The organism is Motiliproteus coralliicola (assembly GCF_003345655.1).
GTDB lineage: Bacteria > Pseudomonadota > Gammaproteobacteria > Pseudomonadales > Balneatricaceae > Motiliproteus > Motiliproteus coralliicola.
On the sequence record NZ_QQOH01000004.1, the window covers coordinates 225,651 to 246,178 of the forward strand.

Here is a 20,528-nt window from a genome sequence, read left to right on the forward strand (position 1 = left end):
GATTTAGAAGTTCTGCGGCATCTTAGCCTTTTCGCGCGCTGATTCACGGGAGATCAGCCCTTTCTGCAGCAGATTTTGCAAACACTGGTCCATGGTCTGCATCCCGAACGCGGCACCGGTCTGGATCGCCGAGTACATCTGGGCCACCTTGTCTTCACGGATCAGGTTCCGGATCGCCGGGGTGCCAGTCATGATCTCGTGGGCCGCGACCCGGCCTCCCTTGGGTTTTTTCAGCAGGGTCTGGGAGATGATCCCTTCCAGTGATTCGGACAACATCGAGCGCACCATCGCCTTCTCCTGGCTCGGGAACACGTCGATGATCCGGTCGATGGTCTTGGCCGCCGAGGTGGTGTGCAGGGTGCCGAACACCAGGTGGCCGGTTTCGGCTGCGGTCAGCGCCAAGCGGATGGTCTCGAGATCTCGCATCTCACCGACCAGGATGATGTCCGGGTCTTCACGTAGTGCCGAACGCAGCGCCTCGGCAAAGCCCAGCGTATCGCGGTGCACTTCACGCTGGTTGACCAGGCACTTCTTGCTCTCATGGACGAATTCGATCGGGTCTTCGATGGTCAGGATATGGTCGTTGCGGGTGTCATTGACGTAATCGACCATCGCCGCCAGGGTGGTGGACTTACCCGAGCCGGTCGGACCGGTGACCAGTACCAGCCCGCGAGGCTTGGAGGACAGGTCTTGGAATACCTTGCCCATACCGAGGGTTTCCATCGACAGGATGTCGGTCGGGATGGTCCGAAATACCGCACCGGCACCGCGGTTCTGGTTGAAGGCGTTGACACGGAAGCGGGCCAGCCCGGGAACTTCGAACGAGAAGTCGGTCTCGTAGAACTCTTCGAAGTCCTTGCGCTGCTTGTCGTTCATGATGTCGTAGACCAGGCCATGAACCTGCTTGTGGTCCAGGGCCGGCATCTTGATTCGACGGACATCGCCGTCGACCCGGATCATCGGCGGAACGCCGGCGGAAATATGTAGGTCGGACGCGTTCTGTTGAACGCTGAACGTTAAGAGTTCGGTGATATCCATAGCAGCTCTGGACCCTATTCAACCAATCCAATAAAGTGTGGTGCCCCGCGGGAAGATCGGCTGCACCCGTCTTTCCTGAGGGGTTACATCCTGACCACCGGGCGCCTGTTTTTGCAGTTGCCGTCATTATTACTGAAAGCCAATCTGATGAGTAGCATAGCATCCAACATCGCTTCGACTTTGAACTTGATCCGTGACGCAGAGCAACGGAGCGGTCGTGCCGCAGGCAGTGTCGGATTGCTGGCGGTCAGTAAAACCAAGCCGGTAGAGATGCTGCGCGAAGCCTACGAGGCCGGTCAGCGGGATTTCGGTGAGAACTACCTGCAGGATGCGTTGCCGAAAATGGAGCAGTTGTCCGAGCTGGAGATCTGCTGGCACTTTATCGGTCCGCTGCAATCGAACAAGACCCGAGCGGTGGCCGAGAAGTTCGACTGGTTCCACGCCCTCGATCGACTCAAGATCGCCCGTCGTCTGAGCGAGCAACGCCCCACCGACAAGGCGCCGCTGAACGTCTGTCTGCAGATCAATATCAGCGATGAGCAGAGTAAGTCGGGGGTGGCGCCGGATGAAGCGGCGGCGCTGGTGGCCGAGCTGATCAAGCTGCCGGGCCTGCAGCTGCGGGGCTTGATGGCGATTCCTGCGGCCGGACTGGATCAGGCGGGGCAGCTTGAGGCCTTTGCCCGGATGCGGCAACTGTTTGAGCAGCTGCAGGCGCTGGCGCCACAGATGGATACGCTATCGATGGGGATGAGCGGCGACCTGGTCAGTGCGGTGGCGGAAGGCTCGACCCTGGTGCGGATCGGTACCGCCATCTTCGGCGCCCGCGACTACGCCAGACCGCAGGACTGACTTAAGAATTTAGACACAAGGATTCACTATGACTGACACAGCGAATTACCCGGTACTGGGCTTTATCGGCGGCGGCAACATGGCCCAGGCGATCATCGGCGGGTTGGTCAACCAGGGCTACCCGGCCCAGCAGATCTGGGTCGCCGATCCGACCCAGCAGCAATTGGATAAGCTGGCCGAACAGTGGCCCATCAATACCACCACCGACAACAGCCGAGTAGCTGGTGAGTCGGAGGTGTTGATGCTGGCGGTGAAGCCGCAGGTGATGAAGGTCGTCGCCGAAGCGCTGCGCGAGACCCTGGCCGCCAGCCCGGCGCTGGTGATTTCGATTGCAGCCGGGATTCCGGTTGCCAGCCTGGAGCGTTGGCTCGGGGCTGAGACTGCATTGGTGCGCTGCATGCCCAATACCCCGGCGCTGGTGATGACCGGTGCCAGCGGTCTCTACGCCAACGCCCAAGTCAGTCAGACTCAGCGCCAGCAGGCCGAGCAGATGATGGCGGCGATCGGGATCGCCCAGTGGGTAGAGCGTGAAGAGCTGATCGATGCGGTTATTGCCGTATCCGGCAGCGGCCCGGCCTATTACTTCATGATGATGGAGGCGATGGTCGAGGCGGGCATCAAGCAGGGCCTGAGTCGCGAAGTCAGCACCGAGTTGACCCTGCAGACCGCGCTGGGAGCGGCCAAAATGGCCCAGGCCAGCGATGTCGATCCGGCCGAGCTGCGCCGTCGGGTCTGCTCTCCCAACGGCACCACCGAGCGGGCGGTACAGCGGTTCCAACAGGGCGGCTTGCCCGAACTGGTGGAGCAGGCGATGGATGACTGCGCCGACCGAGCCCGGGAAATGGCGCTCGAGTTGGGCCAAGACTAACGCCCGGAGTGGTGTAGAGATGGCGTGCGGGCTGGCAAACACCGAACGTGCGCCCTATCATAACTTCCACAGACTTCTGTTGGCCGGTCAATGACTTCCGGCCGAAATCGATCACAATGAGGCTAGCTGATGGGTGCTGAAACCCTTACCTTGATAATCCGGACAATTGGTGAATGTTTCGCCCTGTTGGTGGTGCTGCGTTTTCTGCTGCAGATGGCCCATGCCGACTTTTACAACCCGATTTCTCAGGCGGTCGCCAAGTTTACCCAGGTGCCGTTATTGCCGTTCCAGAAGATGATACCGCGGGTTGCGGGGCGGGATTTTTCGGCCCTGGTGCTGGCATTGGTGGTCAAGTTTGCCACCCTGGCGCTGCTGTTCCTTGTCAACGGCCGCAGCTTCGAGCCGATCGGCCTGCTGGTGGTGTCGCTGGTCAGCCTGTTGAGCATGATTCTGGATGTCTATTTCTATGCAGTAATCGCCTCGGTGATCATCAGCTGGGTGGCGCCCAACAGTTATCATCCGGCGGCTCAACTGATCACTCAGTTGACCGAACCGCTGTTCAAACTGGCCCAGCGTGTAGTACCGCCGATTGGTGGTCTGGATCTGTCGCCGATCCTGATCTTCCTGGTGATTCAGGTGATCCAGCTGCAGCTGGCGCGACTGGTCTACTGAGTCGTTAACGGCGCCATTTGCTATCGCCCCATATATCGCCACTTACATCGCCCCTTGGCGGGGTTGAGATTATCGATCATCGGACAACCTGATGCCTGAACAGATACCTGAGGATTCCGTCGGCCTGGTGCAGCCGCAGACGCTGCACTTTGACGAGCCGCTGGAGTTACGCAGCGGCCGAGTCATTCCCGAATACCAGCTGGTCATCGAAACCTACGGCGAGCTGAACGCCGATCGCAGTAACGCGGTGTTGATCTGTCATGCCCTGAGCGGCCATCACCATGCCGCCGGTTACCACAGCATGGAAGATCGCAAACCCGGCTGGTGGGACTCGGCCATCGGCCCGGGTAAGGTGATCGACACCAACCGCTTCTTTGTGGTGGCACTGAACAACCTGGGGGGCTGTCACGGTAGTACCGGTCCCCAGAGTATCAACCCGGAGACCGGCAAAGAGTATGGCCCGGACTTTCCGATCGTGGCGGTTCGTGACTGGGTTAAGAGCCAGGTCCGTCTGGCCGACCGGCTTGGGATCGAGCAGTGGGCTGCGGTTGTGGGCGGTAGTCTGGGTGGTATGCAGGCCATGCGCTGGTCGATCGACCATCCGCAGCGTTTGCGCCACTGCCTGGTGATCGCCTCGGCACCGAAACTGACCGCCCAGAACATCGCCTTCAACGAGGTGGCGCGTCAGGCGATCAGCAAGGATCCGGAATTCCACGGTGGCCGTTACAAGGATCATGACACGGTACCCAAGCGCGGCCTGATGCTGGCGCGGATGCTGGGGCATATCACCTACCTGTCCGACGACTCGATGCGGGAGAAGTTCGGCCGCGAGCTGCGCCGCGACAAGTTCAGCTTTGATTATGAAGCTGATTTCCAGGTTGAGAGCTACCTGCGCTACCAGGGGGAAAGCTTCAGCGGCAGCTTCGATGCCAACACCTATCTGTTGATGACCAAGGCGCTGGACTATTTCGACCCGAGCATCGATCACGATTATGACCTGGCCAAGACCCTCAGCGCGGCCGAGTGTAAGTTTATGGTGATCTCCTTCACCACCGATTGGCGCTTCTCGCCGGAGCGCTCCCGCGAGATCGTCGATGCGTTGATTGCGGCCGGCAAATCGGTCAGCTACGCCGAGATCGAAGCGGCCCATGGCCATGATGCTTTCCTGATCCCGATCCCCCGTTACCTGGATGTGTTCGGGCGCTACATGGAAACCGTGGCCGCCGATATCGGCCTGCCGAGTAAAACCCAGTCAGACAATTCCCGGCCGGAGGGCAGCAACTGATGCGGGCTGATCTAGAAATCATCGAGCGCTGGATTCAACCGCAGTCGCGGGTGCTGGATCTGGGCTGCGGTAACGGCGAACTGTTGGAATACCTGGGCTCGGCCAAGCAGGTGCACGGTTACGGGCTCGAGATCGACGCCCAGGATATCGCCGCCTGTATCGATCGTGGTGTCAACGTGATCGAACAGGATCTGGACCGCGGACTGGCCAACTTCCAGGACAACAGCTTCGATATGGTGGTGATGACCCAGGCCCTGCAGGCGGTGCACCGCCCGGATCTGGTGCTGGACGAGATGCTGCGGGTCGGCAAAGAGAGCATCATCACCTTCCCCAATTTCGGTCACTGGCGGGCCCGCTTCTATCTGGCGTTGAAGGGCAAGATGCCGGTATCCGACTTCCTTCCCTATACTTGGTACAACACCCCCAATATCCACTTCTGTACCTTCAAGGATTTTGAGGAACTGTGCCGCGAGAAGAACATTCATATCGTTAAACGCACCGTGGTGAATCGTGAGCACCGTGATCACTGGGCCAGCAACCTGTGGCCCAACATGCTCGGTGAAATCGCTATCTACCACGTCACCAAATAACGGCCGCACCGGCACCGACCGGAGCGCCGTCCAGGAGGCCCTTATGCGCCGTTCAATCTTTACCCTGCTGCTGGCCATGCTGCTCCCGGGTCTGACCCAGGCGGAGCAGTTTGAGGCCGTTGACCATTACCAGATTCATTACAACGCCCTGGGAACCACCTTCCTGCTTCCCGAGGTCGCCGAGCAATACCAGATCCAGCGCAGTAAGGTTCGCGGGCTGGTCAATATCTCGGTGCTGGACAGTCGTGCCGACAACAGCGCCGTCGTGGCGCAGGTTCGTGGTGAAATCCGCAATCTGGTGGATCAGCGCCAACCGCTGAATTTCCGCCAGGTGCGCGAGGGCGATGCGATCTACTATATCGCCGAGTTCCGCTTTACTGACGATGAGCGGCTGTTTTTTGAGTTGCAGGTGCAGCCCGATCCGAACGGGCCAAGCTACCCGCTCAATTTCGAGCAGCATTTTTACACTGAGTAACGGTTACCGACCAACTCCTAATTGAAGCGAGACCCCATGCAGCAGATCGTTCTGGCCAGCGGCAACGCCGGCAAGCTCAAAGAGTTCAACCAGGTACTGGCCGACTTTGATATCGAAGTCCTGCCGCAATCGGATTTCGATGTCGGTGAGGTCGAAGAGACCGGCTTGAGCTTCGTTGAGAATGCGATCTTGAAGGCCCGTCATGTCAGCCAAGTCTCGGGACTACCGGCACTGGCCGATGATTCCGGGCTGGAGGTCGATGCCTTGAAGGGGGCCCCGGGTATCTACTCGGCCCGGTTCTCCGGTCCCGGTGCTACCGATGCCAGCAACAATGAAAAACTGCTGTCGCTGCTGGCCCAGGTGCCCGAAGCTCAGCGTAGCGCCCGTTTCCAGTGCTTGTTGGTGCTGATGAAACACCCGGCCGACCCGACCCCGATGATCTGTCAGGGCACTTGGGAAGGGCGGATTCTCGAGCAACCGCAGGGCGAAAACGGGTTTGGCTATGATCCGTTGTTCTGGGTGCCCGAGTGCGAGTGTGCCTCGGCCGAGCTAGCACCGGAGCAAAAGAACAAGCTCAGTCATCGCGGCCAGGCCGTGGCCGAGCTGCTGCGCCGGCTGGCGCTGCAGAAGAGCTGACGATGGCGATAACAGTCTGATGGCTCTGATATCTGGGGCATCCACAGGGCTGCAACTCCCGCCGCTGAGCCTCTATATCCATGTGCCCTGGTGCGTGCGCAAATGCCCCTACTGTGATTTCAACTCCCACGCCCAGCGTGGCGAGATCCCGCAGGCGGATTATCTGCAGGCGCTGCTCGATGACCTCGATGCCGAGCTGAACTGGGTCCAGGGCCGGACGCTGCAGTCGATCTTTATCGGCGGCGGCACCCCGAGCCTGATGGAGGCGACGTTCTACCAGCAGCTGTTGGAACAGATCGAGCAGCGGATTCCGTTTGCAGATGGAATCGAGATCACCCTGGAAGCCAATCCCGGCACCTTCGAGCAGGCTCGCTTCGCCGGTTACCGCGAGGCCGGGATCAACCGGTTGTCGCTGGGGATTCAGAGCTTCGACGATGGTTGTCTACAGGCTCTGGGGCGGATTCACAGCGGCGCCGAAGCAGAGCAAGCCGTTGCCCAGGCCCAGGCGATCGGGTTTGAGCGGCTCAACTTGGATTTGATGCACGGCCTGCCCGGCCAGACCCCGACGATGGCGCTGGCTGACCTGGAGCGGGCGATTGGGTTGGGTACCACCCACCTGTCCTGGTACCAGCTGACGATCGAGCCCAATACCGAGTTCCACAGCCGCCCACCTAGGCTTCCCGAAGATGAAGCCCTGTGGGCTATTCAGGAGCAGGGCCAGGCGCGGCTTTCCGAGGCGGGGTTCGAACAGTACGAGATCTCCGGTTACTGCAAAGTCGGGCAGCAGTGCCGCCATAACCTCAACTACTGGCGCTTCGGGGACTACCTAGGTATCGGCGCCGGAGCCCATGCTAAACTGTCCGACCCTCTAACCGAACGGGGTGGGCAGATCGGGCGGCTGGTCCGGCGCTGGAAGGCTCGCCAGCCAAAGGCCTATCTGGCCGGGCTGAATCGGGCCGAACAACGGGTGATCGAAGCCGACGAGCTGGCATTGGAGTTTATGATGAACGCGCTGCGACTCAGCGATGGGGTCGAGGCGCAGCTGTTTGAGCAGCGTACCGGTTTGCCACTGGCGACGATCGAGCCCCAATTAACCCGAGCCCGAAGCCTGGGGCTACTGGAACAAGATCCTGCGCTGCTACGCCCGACCCTGCAGGGGCGGCGTTTTTTGAATGAATTGCTGGAGCTGTTTGTCTGATGGCGATGTTTGAACATTTCAGCTGGTTGCCGCTGCTGCTGGCCCTGACTGCGTTGACCCTGGCGCCGGGGGTCGACACCCTGCTGGTGCTGCGAAACACCACCCGGGGCGGAGGACGCGACGGCCTGCTGACCGGACTGGGGATCTGTTCCGGGCTGTTTGTGCACGCGCTGATCTCGGCGGCCGGGCTGTCGATGATCCTGCTCGGCTCGGCCGAGCTGTTTATGCTGCTGAAGCTGGCCGGGGCCGCCTATCTAGTCTGGCTCGGGATCCAGAGCCTGCGCTCGGCCATGCGTCGACGGGGTATGACGATGGAGTCGGTGGCGCCGCAGCAGGTCGCGGTCAAGGTGTCGCTACGGGAAGGTGCACTTTCCAACCTGCTCAACCCCAAGCCGATCGTATTCTATATGGCGTTCCTGCCGCAGTTTATCGACCCGAGCCATCCGGCGGTGCCCCAGGCGCTGCTGATCGCCGCACTGCATTTCCTGCTGGCGATGGGCTGGTACCTGTTGCTGGTAGTGCTGATCGGCTGGGCACGACGCTGGCTGCAGCAACCGAAGGTGGCGGCCTGGCTCGACGGCATCAGCGGGCTGGTGCTGATGGGGTTTGGTTGGCGTTTGGCCAACTCTCAGTAATAAGACTGTGTGACAACTTCTGTGCTCGCCACGTTTTCACCCAGCCTCACCGGGTTTGATTTCGAGCGTTCATCATTCGTTCTTCTTTCTGTCAGAGAACTTTCATAATTCGCTATTAGGCTGGTTCGGCATTGAAACCGCGCAATAGAGGAAAGCTCGAATGCTGAACCGTAAATCTCTGATCGTCGCCGGCCTGGCGATCTCCCTGGCCGCCTGTGGCGGCAAAGAAGTGAAGCCGCAGACTGCCGCTGTCGATCTGAACAATGGCGATATGTACGAAGTCCATCATGAAGGCCGCCTGTACGTTTTCGATGACTTCGACACCTATCAGAGCTTCCTCGTCGTTGGCGAAACCTCCTACCGTCAGACCTTTATCGGTGCCGGCCCCAAGGGTGAAACCCTGGTCTTCGGTGTAACTGGTAAGGACAAAAAGAAGGCCGCCGACAAGATCGCCGCCTACAACCTCTATCACGGCAATCTGGAAGCTGCAGAGGATTTCTACGGTGAAATGCGTGCTGAAGGCCGTATCTACGTGTTCGACCGCCTGGAAGACATGAAGACCGTACGTACCACCGGTGAAGCGCCGCTGCGTTACACCGAGATCGGCAACGGCCCCAAGGGTGAAACCGTTGTTTATGTACTCCGTAGTGAAAACAAAAAGCAAAAGCCGGTAGCGTTGCAGGCCGCCTTCAAGAAGCACAACGGTCTGATGTAATTCCGCTCGGCATTTGATGATGCCGTAATGGGCTGAAATCTCGACCGCAGCGGTTGAATGCGTTGCGGCGGGTGTCCGGAAACCTGTGGACAGGTTGGCAGGTTTTCAGAGGCTCTGTAGGGAGCACCTAGCTCCATTTTGATACCGGTGGGTTAGCTCAGACACCCACCGGTTTTTTTTGCCTGCTGGCTCTGTTTAGGGTGTTTATTCTGGATTACCGAGTGTTCGGGTAGCTGTTGTTGCGCTCCCCCGAGCGCCTTCATTCTTTGCCCATAGCGGCAAAGAACGAAGCAAGAAAACGCCTAGCCCGATGACTTGTCGGCTTCGCCGATTTCATTCGGCACATCCCTGTGCCTCACCCTGCGGGCAGCCTCCGGCTGTGCAAATTGGCTGTCCTGCCAATTTGTCCTGCGCGTTGTCTTCGGAAATGGGAACCGATTGAACTCGGCCTGCGGCCTCAAACAGTAATCCGTGCTGATCCATTCCCGAAGCCAATGATCGGCTGCGTCAAGGGCGGTTGAGTCCGTGCAAGCCGAAACTATAACCCCATTAATTTCAGAACAAACTCCCTGATCCCCTTTTGCGCCGGTGAGCATTGAGCTGTCCGATGGATCAGCGAAGACGGCTGTCTGAGTGAGCGAAGCGAGCGAGTTTCCGTCGTAGCCCATCGGGCAGTTCAACGCGCAACGAAGTCGGCGAAGCCGACCAAGCAAGCGGGGCCGCCTAGGGTTGTTAGGGAAATGGCGGCGCATTTCCCTAACACGCCCGAAAGGGCGTAACTGGAGTTATCCGCAATTGACAGTGTTTGAGCTGGCTTCCTGAGTTGGCGGATAGTTCTTATTGCGCTCACCCGAGCGCCTTCATTCTTTTCGCATTGCGGAAAAGAACGAAGCAAGAAAACGCTAGCCCGATGACTTGTCGGCTTCGCCGATCCCCTTCACATAGTCTTCGTAAATGGGCACCGATTGAACTCGGCCTGCGGCCTCAAACAGTAATCGGCGCTGATCCATTTCCGAAGCCAATGCTCGGCTGCGTCAAGGGCGGTTGAGGCCGTGCTATTTGCAGTTCCGTTGTCTCAGAATAAACTCCCACACCCCTTTTGCGCGGGTGAGAATTGAGCTGGTCGATGGATTAGCGAAGGCGGCTGTCTGAGTGAGTGAAGCGAGCGAGTTTCCGTCGTAGTCCACCAGACAGTTCAACGCATAACGGAGTTGGTGAAGCAGGCCAAGCAAGCGGGGCCGCCTAGGGCTGTTAGGGAAATGGCGGCGCATTTCCCTAACACGCCCGACAAGGGCGTAAATGGATTATTTAGGAGTTGGCGGTGTCCTTTCCGCTTCGGTTAGGAGCGGCTGACCGGCAGTCCCAGTTCGTCCTCCAGCGACTTCTGTAACACCAGTACCCGTTGCGACTCTTTCAGGATATAGCCGTCGGTCTGCATCCGAGTCAGTACCCGACTCAGGGATTCCGGGGTCAATGACAGGTAGCTGGCCAAATCCTGCTTTGCCATCGGTAACTTGACTCGTGGTGAGGTCGAACCGTTGCGCCGGTTGCGTTCATGCAGCTGGTATAGGAAGCGCATTACTCGGATCTCGGCAGGATCGCTGCGTAGAACTTTCCAGTCCTGTTCGTGCTGCTGGATCGTCATCCCCATCCGCTCGATAAAGCGGCTCTGTAGCTTGGGTGAATGCCCACACAGATCCAGCAGCTCTTTGTAGGGGATTTCACAGATCCAGGTGGTTTCCAGCGCGATCAGGTCGGTCGGATAGGTTTTGGAACCGATCCCATCGAGACCGGCCAGGTCGCCCGGATGGAAAAAACCCACCACCGAGGCGCGGCCATCGACGGTGACGGTTTCGGCTTTGACGCAGCCGGATTGGATCGAGTAGATCGAACGGAACGGATCGCTCTGTCGATAGATGGTATCGCCGGCTTGAAAGGGGCCTCGTTCTTGGATCAGATCGCGCATCTCGGCGCCGATCGATTGGTCCAGGCCGAAAGAAAGGCACAGTTTTTCAGCCTGGCAATGCTGACACTGGCGATGGCTATCGACCAGATGCAAGCGAGCCCGACAGTTTTTTTCCTGATTGGTCACAAGGGGCGTCCGTTCTTATTTTCTAATGAAAGTGATATATATCACATTCAAGTTGGCGAATACGAGTGTTCGGAAGCGTTTTCCTCGAAAACTCTTCAATGCCCGCGTAAGCCGCATGGTTAAAGGGGTAAGCGTTTTCCGGCAAGGTGACTTCGAGCCCCGAATTGATCCAACAACCGGTCCCAAAGAACCGATCATTTTCCGGGGTGTTGCCGGCGAGGGCGCGATCATACGGGAACCAAAACTCCGATTACAGTCTTTATATGATTATTTTTGGAACATCGGAATTTGTGTCCGAACAGGCTGGCCCCAAGGTGCTCCGAAAAATATAGTCGATATCTGCGAAATGGCATGGGTTGGAGGTCAATAAATGACCGATCACATGATTGAGTCCTGGCAGCAGCTCCTCGAGGACGTTAAGGCTTGTCGTCAATGCCAAGCCGATCTTCCCTGTGAGCCAAGACCGATTCTGCAGTTTGACCCTCGAGCGAGGATTCTGCTGGCCGGACAGGCACCGGGCCGGATCACCCACGAGCGTGGGATTCCATTTGACGATCCCAGCGGCGAGCGGTTGCGGGCTTGGTTAGGGCTGCAGAGGCAGCAGTTCTACGATCCCTCCAAGCTTGCCATTCTGCCGATGGGATTTTGCTACCCGGGTCGTGGTCGTAGCGGTGATCTGCCGCCGCGGCCGGAGTGTGCCCGACGTTGGCGTGACCCGCTGATGGAACAACTGACTCAGTTGCGGCTGATTCTTCTATTGGGTAAATACGCCCAGGACTACCACCTGCAGGACCGCCGCTCGTTGTCCGAGCGGGTGGCTGACTGGAAAGAGGCGGCTTCTACCGACAGTCCACTGATGATCTGTTTACCCCATCCCAGCCCGAGAAATCAGCATTGGATCAAACAGCGACCCTGGTTCGAAGCCGAGCTGCTGCCCTGGTTGCGGCAGCAGGTGGCGGATTGCCTTTGATGGGACTTAAATCGCCTTACTGAAGGCCTGTAGCGCGTCGATGCTGGCCTGAAGCAGCTTCGTCAGTTCGTTTAGCTGCTCGGCGGTCAGCGGTTGGTTTCGGCTGCTGGCTTCAAGGGCCTGACAGCGCTGATACAGTTGTTCCAGTCCCAGGCTGGCGGCGGAACCTTTCAGGCTGTGGATAAGATCCGGCTGTTGGTCGGTGTTGTCGTGGCAAGCGATCTGCTCCAGTATCTGGGGTGCGTTGCTGACAAACAGCTCGATCATCTGCTGCACCGTGGACGGGCCCAGTTGCTGCAGATCCTGCTCGAGCACCGAGGCCTTCAACAGCTCAATATCATCGGAACCGGAAGCCTGGACGGGCGGTTGCTCGGGTAAGCTCTCCGCCATCCCCATGGCTTTCATGAGGGCCTGGCTCAATGCCTGACGCTGAATCGGCTTGGCGATAAAACCATCGAAGTCGGCGGCCAGGTAGTCGTCGATCTCCTCTTTGAATACATGGGCGGACACCGCCAGGATCGGCATCGATCGACCCTGTTCGGCCAGTTTCGCTTTGAGTTGTGAGCACAGCGCCACGCCGTTGATATCGGGCAGGTTGATATCGACCAGGGCGATATCAAATGGCTGCTGCGATAGCTGCTGCAGAGCACTCTGTCCGTCGACGCTGCTCTGGACTTGGTGCCCCAGCTGTTGCAGCAAGCCTTCGGCCACCAGCCGATTGATGGGGTTGTCCTCCACCAGCAATACCCGCAGCCCGGACAGTGCCGGTTCTGAATCTGAGGCAAGCTGAAGGCTTGGCTGCTCGTCTGACTGTTGCGGCGGCTCGGCTTCGCAAAGCGGCAGCTCAAACCAGAAACAGCTGCCCTCGCCATGGCGGCTGCGTAGTTGCAGATCACCGCCCATGGCCGCCACCAGGCTCTTGCTGATGGTCAATCCAAGTCCGGTACCACCGAGTTGGTGGTTGCTGCCGACCTGGGAGAAGGCATCGAAAATATCCCGTTGCCGCTCTTCGGCGATACCGATACCGCTATCGGTCACCTCAACCCGCAGCCGGGCCGATTCAGCCTGGGTATTGAGACCGACCTGCAACTGTACCGAGCCCTGTTCGGTAAATTTGATCGCATTGCCGACCAGGTTGGTCAGCACCTGGCGCAGTTTGCCTTGATCGGCGCGAATCCTCTTCGGCAACTGCGGGTCAACCTGCAGCCGGAGCGATAGCCGCTTATGATCGGCTCGCGGCTGCATCAGCGTGATCAGCTGATTCAGCATCCGGGTCAGCTCGAAATCCTGCTCGCTGATCTCGACCCGGGTCGATTCGACCTTGGAGTAGTCCAGGATGTCGTTAAGGATATCGAGCAGGTTCTCACTGGAGATCAGCGAGGTGTCGACGTAGGTCCGTTGTTGCGGGTCAAGCGGGCTCTGCTTGAGCAGTTCCAGGGTACCGATAACGCCGTTCATCGGGGTGCGGATCTCGTGGCTCATATGGGCCAAGAAGGTGGATTTGGCCCGATTGGCCTGCTCGGCCCGCAGTTTGGCTTCGGCGTGGGCGGCGGCCTCGTTGTTGAGTTGGAGGTTGGCCTGGGACAGCTCCTGAGTGCGTTGGTCGACCTGCCGCTCCAGATCCTGCTTGTGTTCCCGTAGCTGTTGTTCGAGCTGCTGTCGGGCCAGGATATTCTGGCGGAACACCTCGATGGCACGGGCCATGTCGGCCAGCTCGTCGTTGCCGCGCTGGTCCAGCTCAATGGCCAGGTCGCCCTCTGCCAGCCGGTGCAGTGCCTGGGTCCGGTCCTCCAGTCGGCGCACGATATCGCGGTAGACCACCTTCCACATCAGCAACACCAGCAGCACCAGGGTGGCGATACCGCTGACGATCACCACCCGCTCGCCTTCGATCAGCAGCTCATTGAGCCCCTCGGTGGCTTGTCCGATCCGGCGACTGCCGTGATCGACGATCGCTTTGACCACCTGGTTGAGGTTGCTGAACAACTGCTGGTTGCTGCGATCGAGCATCCGCAGCTCCTGGTTGACCGCCAACCACTGGCGCCGGGCCTCGAAGGGGCTGCGCAGCTGCTGGATCTGGTGCAGGGTGGCCTGGGCGCGCTCGGCCCGTTGCGGGTCGGCAATCACCTGAACCCGGCGTTGCATCACTTCCAGCACTTGCAGGTACTGCTGCTCCAGCTGATCGATAACGTTGCTGCTGTCCAGCGAAGCCAGCTTGCCGATGTTGTAACGCAGCTGGTAGCTCTTTTGCAGCAGCTCCGACATCTGCTCGAGCTGGTCGATATCGTCTTCCAGGGTCTGATCCAGCGAGCGGAACACCTGCTCCGGCTCGACCTGGCGATCGACCAGATCATAAACATTCACCAGATTGACGATGGCAATGGTATTGGCATTGGCGACCTGGGATTGGGTCAGATCGGCGATCTCACTGAGCATCTGGTCCAGTTGCTGCAATCTCGAATCGAGCTGCTGCTGATAGGTGATGCGGCGGCTGGTGAGCGGTTCGAGCTGGCGCAGGTTGGTTTCGATTCGCCCCCCCAGCTGACGGACCTGATCGAGCTGTTCGGCCGAAAACAGGTGATCCAGATCGGCCCGAAACAGGGTCTGCAGCTCGGCGCTCAATCCGGCCAGGGCGTTGCCCAGGGCGTAACTGTCGGGTTGGCTGTTGGTGGTGCTGAGTAACTGGGCGGTCTTGGAGATGCCGATATTCAGCTCCGCCAGTTGCTGCGCCACCCGCATGGCTGGAATCGCCTCTTCGGACACCAGTCGCTCTTTGCTGGTCACCTGCTTGAATCCGGACCAGGCGATCAACGACGCCAGCGACGACAAACCCGCCATCAACAGGAAGGCGTAGAGTAGTTTGCGTGTGATGCCGATCCTTAGGGTCAACGCGTGCTCCTGGGCCGTTTGGGTTGAGCTTAGTGCTAACAGGCCCTAGTCTATCGACAATCCCGCTCAGGTTGAAAAGCGATTGCCGGTCGATTATCGGTGCTCAAACTGCAACCTGTCCGACGGCGGGTCCGGTCAACGAACAGGTGCAGACGTGAACAGATCCGCTTGCCATTGGTGGCATCGGTACCGATTTGGGCTGGTAACGATCATCCTGACCGTCATGATGGCATCGACGGTGCAGGCCTGGACGGTTCAATCCCGCCAGCCCCTGTTCCAGTTCGAACAGTGGCAGCAAGCCCAGATCGAGCCGATCAGCACTGCCAGCCGACCCTGGCGCCTCTGCGCACTGTACCCCCATATCAAAGACTCCTACTGGCTCAGCGTCAATTACGGCATGGTCGATCAGGCCCAGCGGCTCGGAGTGCAGCTCAAGGCGGCCGAAGCCGGCGGCTACCACCACCTGGAGCGGCAATGGCAGCAACTGCAGGCCTGCCTGGACTGGCCCGCCGATGCGATTCTGCTGGGTACGGTGGCTTATCAAGAACTCAATAGCCGATTGCAGCAGCTCGATAGCGAGGTGCCGCTGTTCGGGGTGGTGAATGATCTGTCCCGCGATGGCCTGACCGGTCGGGTGGGGGTGTCCTGGTACCAGATGGGCTTCAAGGTCGGCCGTTTTCTGGCCGAGCGCCACCCGGCCGGGAGCGCACCGGTCAAGGTCGCCTGGTTCCCCGGTCCGAAACGGTTGGAAGCCAAATCGGAAGTGGGCAGCGGAATCCGAGACGGTCTGGCCGGCAGCGCGGTGTCCGAGGTGATCACCGCCGGTTACGGCGATAACGATCGTGATGTGCAGCGGGCGTTGTTGCAGCAGCTGCTCGATCAGCATCAGGATCTGGACTACATCGTCGGCGGGGCGGTGCTGGTCGAGATCGCCATCAATGAACTCAAACACCGTCAACTGGACAAACCACCGCAACTGATCAGCCATTACTATTCCCACGGTATGTACCGGGCGCTGCTGCGGGGCAAGGTGCTGATGGCCAACACCGATCAGATGGTGCTGCACGGTCGGCTGGCGATCGATCAGGCGGTGCGGTTTCTGGAAGGGCAGCCGTTCGAGCGCGATATCGGTCCGGAGATCATTAGCTTGACCCGGGACCGACTCAGCCCGCAGATCAAACAGGATTCACTGTCGCCGGCCAGCTTTATGCCGACCTATCGGGTTGAGCCTTAGGCGTTATAAAAAGCGGTAACCCAAATAGGTTTTGCTGGGGAATAAAGCAGACTACCAGTACAAACGCTAAGCTATAGTTCGAGACGATAAGTACCGAGCGTGCCGGTAACAATATCGGTTTACTCTTCTAAGATCAGGGAGATCACAACAATCAGCATGGACAGTTTCTTCCAGTCATTTTCTTTGCTGGCCTACCCATTAGTCAATTGGGCGAACTGGGCCTGATAGATTTTGCTGCGTTGATGGATGATTTTTCCTTTATACATTGGAAGGTATGGCCAAGCTTGCAAGGAAGTCTTCCTTGCAAGGGCCAATTATTAAGATGCTAAATTAAAAAAAGAAGATACAGCAATGTCTGATAACGATCGCATCATCGAACTGATGAAGAAGGAGGGGTTCTTTGCCAGTATCCGGCGGGCAATAGACAAACATGTTGAAGGCGATCCCTGGAAGGAGCGATACATACCAGTATTATCTATCGGAGTCGCATTGGTAACTGTAATTGCTACGCCTTTAGCAAATTACTTTGTGGCTGAGCGAAAAAACGATGCGGTTTATCTAGAAGCCAAACAAAAGGAAGTCGAATACATTCAGGAAGCATATCGGGATTTTTGCACAGAATGGAAAGTGTTTAAGCCAAAAGCACTAGATGGTATGTATAGAGAGTCGGATCTTAGGCGGTTAACAGAATCACTTTACAATATCGAATTTTATGCCTCTTGGCTTGATGGCGTTTTAATTGATTCTGAAATCGATAAGTATTGGAAACACCTTGGCACTATCAATCTGTATTACGACGAAATGAGCAATCTTGGAAAATCGGATATTAATCTTAAGGACGAGATCTACCCTGTAAAAGATTTGTGTCTGGGGGTTCGGGAAGGGCTGAACAAATACCAACGAGAACTTAACAATGCCATCAACTAGGGCGCCAGATTCTTCGCTTTGCTACGAGTATGCCGCCTGTTATGGCAAGTGTTACATCAACAACTAAATTCCTGACTATTTTTTGATCCGTCACTAACAAGCAGCCAGCCCTCGCCATACAAGGCCTTCAACTATACTCCCTGCTGTTTTAACAACTCGGTCCAGACCGTTCTAGCGGTGCGGTAGATTTGAAATAGGGGGTAGTTGATGATGCACAGAAACCACCCGAAGCGTTCGATCATCGCCCTGGTGTCGCTGCTATTAGCCCCCATCTTTTCGGCGTCGCCTGCCTCCGCCGCTCAGTATCGCTGCGACAACATCCCGCAAGTTTCCCTCTCTTCATCCAATGACAGCATGCTCGACTATGTTTGCACGGCCGCCGACAGGACGTTCGAGTTTCTGGGCCGATACCAGATGAAGCCTCAAAGGCCGATCCAGGTCGACATCATCGAGCATCAGATTAACTCGGGCGGCTACAAGGCCTTTGGCAGTTACGACCGCCAAAGCGAGCGGGTCCGAATTATGTCGCTGCCCTCTGTATTGAACAGCAATCAGTCGCCGCAGATGTACAAGATGGCGTTTGATGAGGAGCATTATATCGGCGCTATCGCCCATGAGTTGGCTCATGCGGTCTTTCACCAGAACGCCGTCGACGTCGAGGAGAAGTGGAACAATACCGCCCACGAATATATCGCCCATGCCACCCAGCTCGGTGTCTTAGCGGCGCCGAAGCGTGAGCAGATTATTTCGTCTGAAGAGACGGGGCCTTGGGAATCCGGCGATGAGATCAGCGTGACCTACATGGCCTTCAATCCCACCGGCTTTGCGGTGAAGTCCTACCTGCACCTGACCCAGTTGAGCGATCCGCAGCCGTTTATCACGCTGCTGTTGAATCACAAATGGTTGTATATCTCGGTGCCTTGAGGGTTTGCGGTCTGTGAAACAGCGCTGCTAAGAGTCGGCTTAGTTCACCTCGGCGGCAAACAGGTAGCCTTCGCCGTGGACGGTGATCAGTACTTCCGGGGCTTTCGGATCGATTTCGATCTTATTGCGCAGGCGCCGAACCAGCACATCGATGGTGCGATCGCTGGGGCTGTCGACCCGATGACTGATCAGGTTCAACAGGCGCTCACGGCTCAGGACCCGGTTGGGGTAGGCGACAAAGGCCACCAGGATTTCGTACTCGGCTTTGGTCAGCTTGACCGGCTGATCGCCACAGCACAGCTTGCGGCGCGGGATATCGAAGCGCCAGTCGCCAAAGCGCAGGATGTCGCTGTCCTCTTCAACCTCCGGCTGTCGGGCTTCGGATTGGCTCGCCAGTGAGATCCGCCACAGCAGGTTCTTGACCCGCACCAGCAGCTCGCGCAGCTCCACCGGCTTGGTGACATAGTCGTCGGCGCCCATCTCCAATCCCACGATTCGGTCCACCGTATCGGTGCGGCCGGTAACCAGAATAATGCCGATGCTGGACTGGCCGCGAAGCTCGCGGGTCAGTGCCAGGCCGTCTTCCCCTGGCAGGTTGATATCCAGCAGCACCAGATCGATCTCGGCCTTGGCCAGCTCCTCGCGCATCTCGACCCCGCTGCCAGCCTGGCTGACCCGGTATCCGGCATTCTCGAAATAGCCGCTCAACTTGAGCCGGGTGATCGGATCATCTTCGACCACCAGAACATGGTAAGTCGGTGCCGGTTGGTAGCTTGTGCTCATGTCGGTTTCACTCTGTGCGGCGGGTGACGGCAGCGGGATTTGCTCGACCACTGCCGGCAAGGATACCCGGTTTTGCCGGGATGGCATCGTCCCAGGTCAATTTCTGTTAACAATTTTTCATATTTCGTTCCCGCCTGTACATAACCGCCGACAGACCCGTTCACACCCTCGCTTTAGCATTAAACCCATACAGAAGTTAATGGCATGTGGTGCCGGCGACTGCCGACCTCTCCTGCAATGGTGGTCGCCGGTTCACCCCGCTACCGATTCACGCTTAACGCCCGAGTGAGGTTGTTATGAACACGAACTCTGAAACCAAAAACGAGGTTAGCGCAGTCCAGGAAACCAAGGCGTTTCTGCTGATCTCTGCGCTGGCTATCCCGCTGCTGACCGTGCTGGGCATTGCCGGTTACGGCTTTGTCGTCTGGATGATGCAACTGCTGATGGGCCCTCCGGGCCACTTCTGATCGGCCTGCGCGAATCCGTCGCCTCGAAACTTATTCTGGAGTGAAATCATGTCTATTCCTTCCATGTGGAAAATCATCCGCTCGCCGAGCACCCACCTGAGTCTGGGTGTGCTGACGCTGGGCGGATTTATGGCCGGTGTGGTGTTCTGGGGTGCCTTCAATACCGGGCTGGAAGCCACCAATACCGAAGAGTTCTGCATCAGCTGTCACGAGATGGAGGCCAACGTCTATCAGGAGCTGCAAGAGACCGTACACTGGTCCAACAACTCCGGTGTTCGGGCCACCTGTCCCGACTGTCACGTCCCTCACAACTGGACCGACAAGATCGCCCGTAAGATGCAAGCCAGCAAAGAGGTGTTCGGCAAGCTGTTCGGCACCATCGATACCCGCGAGAAGTTTCTCGACAAGCGGCTCGAGCTGGCGCAGCACGAATGGCAGCGCTTTTCGGCCAACAAGTCGCTGGAGTGCCGCAACTGCCACGATTACAACAGCATGAACTTCGACAACATGTCGGAGAAAGCCCAGGTGCAGATGCGTCGCGCCGCCGAGCGTGACCAGAGCTGTCTGGATTGCCATAAGGGCATCGCCCACGAACTGCCGGACATGCTCGAAGGGGTCTCCGAAGCCTTTGCCCAGCTGGAGCAGAGTGCCGCGGTATCCGGCTTCGACACCGGTAAAACCTATTACAGCATCCGTCAGCTACCGATCTACGAAGACCCGCAATTGGCGGTGGAAGCCGGTCAGTTGAATGCGGCTACCCCGGTCAAGGTACTGGAGATCGACGGTGACAGCCTCAAGGTCGAGCTGAGCGGTTGGCGCCGGACCAAGGGCTTTGGTCGGGTGATCAACGAAGACTTCGGCTTCAATATCTCCTCCGGCCACCTGTCCAAGGCGGCGGCCCAGAACGATCAACTGGTCTCCGGCTTCGAGCGTAAAGAGGACGACATGACCGGTCTGGAGTGGGAGCGGATCAACGCGGTGGTCTGGATGCGGGCCGGTTCCCTGGCCGAGTCCACCGAGATGATCTGGGACTATGCCAAAGAGACTTACCAGAGCAGCTGTAGCGTCTGCCACACCCAGCCCGATGAGAACCACTTCGACGCCAACACCTGGCCGGGGATGTTCAACGGCATGCTGTCCTTCGTCAACCTCGACGGTGACAGCCAGGCGGTGATCCTGAAGTACCTGCAGAAACACTCGTCCGACTTCTCCGACGACAAGCATTGAAACCCCGGCGCGCGGGCAGGGATGGCCGTAAGTCGCGCTCTTCAGCTCACTGAA

Annotated in this window: 20 protein-coding genes; 16 read left to right on the forward strand and 4 right to left on the reverse strand. The window is 58.2% G+C overall.

Going from position 1 to position 20,528, the window contains the following annotated elements; all coding sequences use genetic code 11:
* Positions 1-3 precede the first annotated feature (3 nt).
* On the reverse strand, positions 4-1,038 hold the full coding sequence (locus DV711_RS14990; protein WP_114696533.1) for a type IV pilus twitching motility protein PilT: 1,035 nt from the start codon (positions 1,036-1,038) through the stop codon (positions 4-6).
* Between the two features lie 147 nt (positions 1,039-1,185).
* Here DV711_RS14990 and DV711_RS14995 point away from each other — a divergent pair, with 147 nt between their 5' ends.
* From DV711_RS14995 to DV711_RS15040, 10 genes are all read left to right on the forward strand, one after another.
* On the forward strand, positions 1,186-1,887 hold the full coding sequence (locus DV711_RS14995; protein WP_114696534.1) for a YggS family pyridoxal phosphate-dependent enzyme: 702 nt from the start codon (positions 1,186-1,188) through the stop codon (positions 1,885-1,887).
* A gap of 28 nt (positions 1,888-1,915) precedes the next feature.
* Complete coding sequence (proC, locus tag DV711_RS15000; protein ID WP_114696535.1) at positions 1,916-2,755, forward strand: pyrroline-5-carboxylate reductase; 840 nt, start codon at positions 1,916-1,918, stop codon at positions 2,753-2,755.
* 129 nt (positions 2,756-2,884) lie between these two features.
* Positions 2,885-3,427: a YggT family protein gene (locus tag DV711_RS15005; RefSeq protein WP_114696536.1), complete on the forward strand. Its 543-nt coding sequence runs from the start codon at positions 2,885-2,887 to the stop codon at positions 3,425-3,427.
* A gap of 91 nt (positions 3,428-3,518) precedes the next feature.
* A complete protein-coding gene (gene metX / locus DV711_RS15010) occupies positions 3,519-4,712 on the forward strand; it encodes a homoserine O-succinyltransferase MetX (protein WP_114696537.1) in 1,194 nt (397 codons plus the stop codon).
* A complete protein-coding gene (gene metW / locus DV711_RS15015) occupies positions 4,712-5,302 on the forward strand; it encodes a methionine biosynthesis protein MetW (protein WP_114696538.1) in 591 nt (196 codons plus the stop codon). Before metX ends, metW begins: the two co-directional genes overlap by 1 nt.
* Positions 5,303-5,345: 43 nt before the next feature.
* Positions 5,346-5,777: a DUF4426 domain-containing protein gene (locus DV711_RS15020; RefSeq protein WP_114696539.1), complete on the forward strand. Its 432-nt coding sequence runs from the start codon at positions 5,346-5,348 to the stop codon at positions 5,775-5,777.
* Positions 5,778-5,813: 36 nt separating this feature from the next.
* The gene (locus tag DV711_RS15025; protein WP_114696540.1) at positions 5,814-6,413 is read left to right on the forward strand and encodes an XTP/dITP diphosphatase; all 600 of its coding nucleotides are present in this window, start codon (positions 5,814-5,816) and stop codon (positions 6,411-6,413) included.
* Between the two features lie 19 nt (positions 6,414-6,432).
* On the forward strand, positions 6,433-7,611 hold the full coding sequence (gene hemW / locus DV711_RS15030; protein ID WP_114696541.1) for a radical SAM family heme chaperone HemW: 1,179 nt from the start codon (positions 6,433-6,435) through the stop codon (positions 7,609-7,611).
* The gene (locus DV711_RS15035; RefSeq protein WP_341537597.1) at positions 7,611-8,246 is read left to right on the forward strand and encodes a LysE family translocator; all 636 of its coding nucleotides are present in this window, start codon (positions 7,611-7,613) and stop codon (positions 8,244-8,246) included. Before hemW ends, DV711_RS15035 begins: the two co-directional genes overlap by 1 nt.
* 160 nt (positions 8,247-8,406) lie before the next feature.
* The gene (locus tag DV711_RS15040; protein ID WP_114696542.1) at positions 8,407-8,961 is read left to right on the forward strand and encodes a hypothetical protein; all 555 of its coding nucleotides are present in this window, start codon (positions 8,407-8,409) and stop codon (positions 8,959-8,961) included.
* 1,339 nt (positions 8,962-10,300) lie between these two features.
* On the opposite strand, the gene DV711_RS15050 is transcribed toward DV711_RS15040, so the two are convergent.
* Positions 10,301-11,053 (reverse strand): Crp/Fnr family transcriptional regulator, encoded by a 753-nt coding sequence (locus DV711_RS15050; protein ID WP_114696544.1) that lies wholly within the window; start codon positions 11,051-11,053, stop codon positions 10,301-10,303.
* A gap of 370 nt (positions 11,054-11,423) precedes the next feature.
* Here DV711_RS15050 and DV711_RS15060 point away from each other — a divergent pair, with 370 nt between their 5' ends.
* Entirely contained in the window at positions 11,424-12,023 is a 600-nt protein-coding gene (locus tag DV711_RS15060; RefSeq protein WP_114696546.1) for a uracil-DNA glycosylase family protein, read from the forward strand.
* Positions 12,024-12,029: 6 nt separating this feature from the next.
* Here the strand turns inward: DV711_RS15060 and torS are convergent, their stop codons facing one another.
* Positions 12,030-14,912 (reverse strand): TMAO reductase system sensor histidine kinase/response regulator TorS, encoded by a 2,883-nt coding sequence (torS, locus tag DV711_RS15065; RefSeq protein ID WP_114696547.1) that lies wholly within the window; start codon positions 14,910-14,912, stop codon positions 12,030-12,032.
* A 154-nt stretch (positions 14,913-15,066) separates the two neighbouring features.
* On the opposite strand from torS, the gene torT reads away from it, so the two are divergent.
* The 3 genes from torT (at position 15,067) to DV711_RS15080 (ending at position 17,997) form a co-directional block, all read left to right on the forward strand.
* Positions 15,067-16,146, forward strand: a complete 1,080-nt coding sequence (gene torT, locus DV711_RS15070; RefSeq protein ID WP_133297468.1) for a TMAO reductase system periplasmic protein TorT — start codon at positions 15,067-15,069, stop codon at positions 16,144-16,146.
* A gap of 351 nt (positions 16,147-16,497) precedes the next feature.
* On the forward strand, positions 16,498-17,073 hold the full coding sequence (locus DV711_RS15075; RefSeq protein ID WP_114696549.1) for a hypothetical protein: 576 nt from the start codon (positions 16,498-16,500) through the stop codon (positions 17,071-17,073).
* Positions 17,074-17,280: 207 nt separating this feature from the next.
* Positions 17,281-17,997: a DUF6639 family protein gene (locus tag DV711_RS15080; RefSeq protein WP_114696550.1), complete on the forward strand. Its 717-nt coding sequence runs from the start codon at positions 17,281-17,283 to the stop codon at positions 17,995-17,997.
* 39 nt (positions 17,998-18,036) lie between these two features.
* Here DV711_RS15080 and torR read toward each other — a convergent pair whose 3' ends face one another.
* Entirely contained in the window at positions 18,037-18,780 is a 744-nt protein-coding gene (gene torR, locus DV711_RS15085; RefSeq protein ID WP_114696793.1) for a two-component system response regulator TorR, read from the reverse strand.
* A 296-nt stretch (positions 18,781-19,076) separates the two neighbouring features.
* On the opposite strand from torR, the gene DV711_RS15090 reads away from it, so the two are divergent.
* A complete protein-coding gene (locus DV711_RS15090) occupies positions 19,077-19,247 on the forward strand; it encodes a periplasmic nitrate reductase, NapE protein (RefSeq protein WP_114696551.1) in 171 nt (56 codons plus the stop codon).
* A 48-nt stretch (positions 19,248-19,295) separates the two neighbouring features.
* Positions 19,296-20,474: a pentaheme c-type cytochrome TorC gene (gene torC, locus DV711_RS15095; protein ID WP_114696552.1), complete on the forward strand. Its 1,179-nt coding sequence runs from the start codon at positions 19,296-19,298 to the stop codon at positions 20,472-20,474.
* The last annotated feature ends 54 nt before the right edge of the window (positions 20,475-20,528 follow it).

Coding starts and splice junctions, on each gene's coding strand:
- DV711_RS14990 (WP_114696533.1), bottom strand. CDS start 1,038: ATGGATATCACCGAACTCTTAACGTTCAGCGTTCAACAGAACGCGTCC.
- DV711_RS14995 (WP_114696534.1), top strand. CDS start 1,186: ATGAGTAGCATAGCATCCAACATCGCTTCGACTTTGAACTTGATCCGT.
- proC (WP_114696535.1), top strand. CDS start 1,916: ATGACTGACACAGCGAATTACCCGGTACTGGGCTTTATCGGCGGCGGC.
- DV711_RS15005 (WP_114696536.1), top strand. CDS start 2,885: ATGGGTGCTGAAACCCTTACCTTGATAATCCGGACAATTGGTGAATGT.
- metX (WP_114696537.1), top strand. CDS start 3,519: ATGCCTGAACAGATACCTGAGGATTCCGTCGGCCTGGTGCAGCCGCAG.
- metW (WP_114696538.1), top strand. CDS start 4,712: ATGCGGGCTGATCTAGAAATCATCGAGCGCTGGATTCAACCGCAGTCG.
- DV711_RS15020 (WP_114696539.1), top strand. CDS start 5,346: ATGCGCCGTTCAATCTTTACCCTGCTGCTGGCCATGCTGCTCCCGGGT.
- DV711_RS15025 (WP_114696540.1), top strand. CDS start 5,814: ATGCAGCAGATCGTTCTGGCCAGCGGCAACGCCGGCAAGCTCAAAGAG.
- hemW (WP_114696541.1), top strand. CDS start 6,433: ATGGCTCTGATATCTGGGGCATCCACAGGGCTGCAACTCCCGCCGCTG.
- DV711_RS15035 (WP_341537597.1), top strand. CDS start 7,611: ATGGCGATGTTTGAACATTTCAGCTGGTTGCCGCTGCTGCTGGCCCTG.
- DV711_RS15040 (WP_114696542.1), top strand. CDS start 8,407: ATGCTGAACCGTAAATCTCTGATCGTCGCCGGCCTGGCGATCTCCCTG.
- DV711_RS15060 (WP_114696546.1), top strand. CDS start 11,424: ATGACCGATCACATGATTGAGTCCTGGCAGCAGCTCCTCGAGGACGTT.
- DV711_RS15075 (WP_114696549.1), top strand. CDS start 16,498: ATGTCTGATAACGATCGCATCATCGAACTGATGAAGAAGGAGGGGTTC.
- DV711_RS15080 (WP_114696550.1), top strand. CDS start 17,281: ATGATGCACAGAAACCACCCGAAGCGTTCGATCATCGCCCTGGTGTCG.
- torR (WP_114696793.1), bottom strand. CDS start 18,780: ATGAGCACAAGCTACCAACCGGCACCGACTTACCATGTTCTGGTGGTC.
- DV711_RS15090 (WP_114696551.1), top strand. CDS start 19,077: ATGAACACGAACTCTGAAACCAAAAACGAGGTTAGCGCAGTCCAGGAA.
- torC (WP_114696552.1), top strand. CDS start 19,296: ATGTCTATTCCTTCCATGTGGAAAATCATCCGCTCGCCGAGCACCCAC.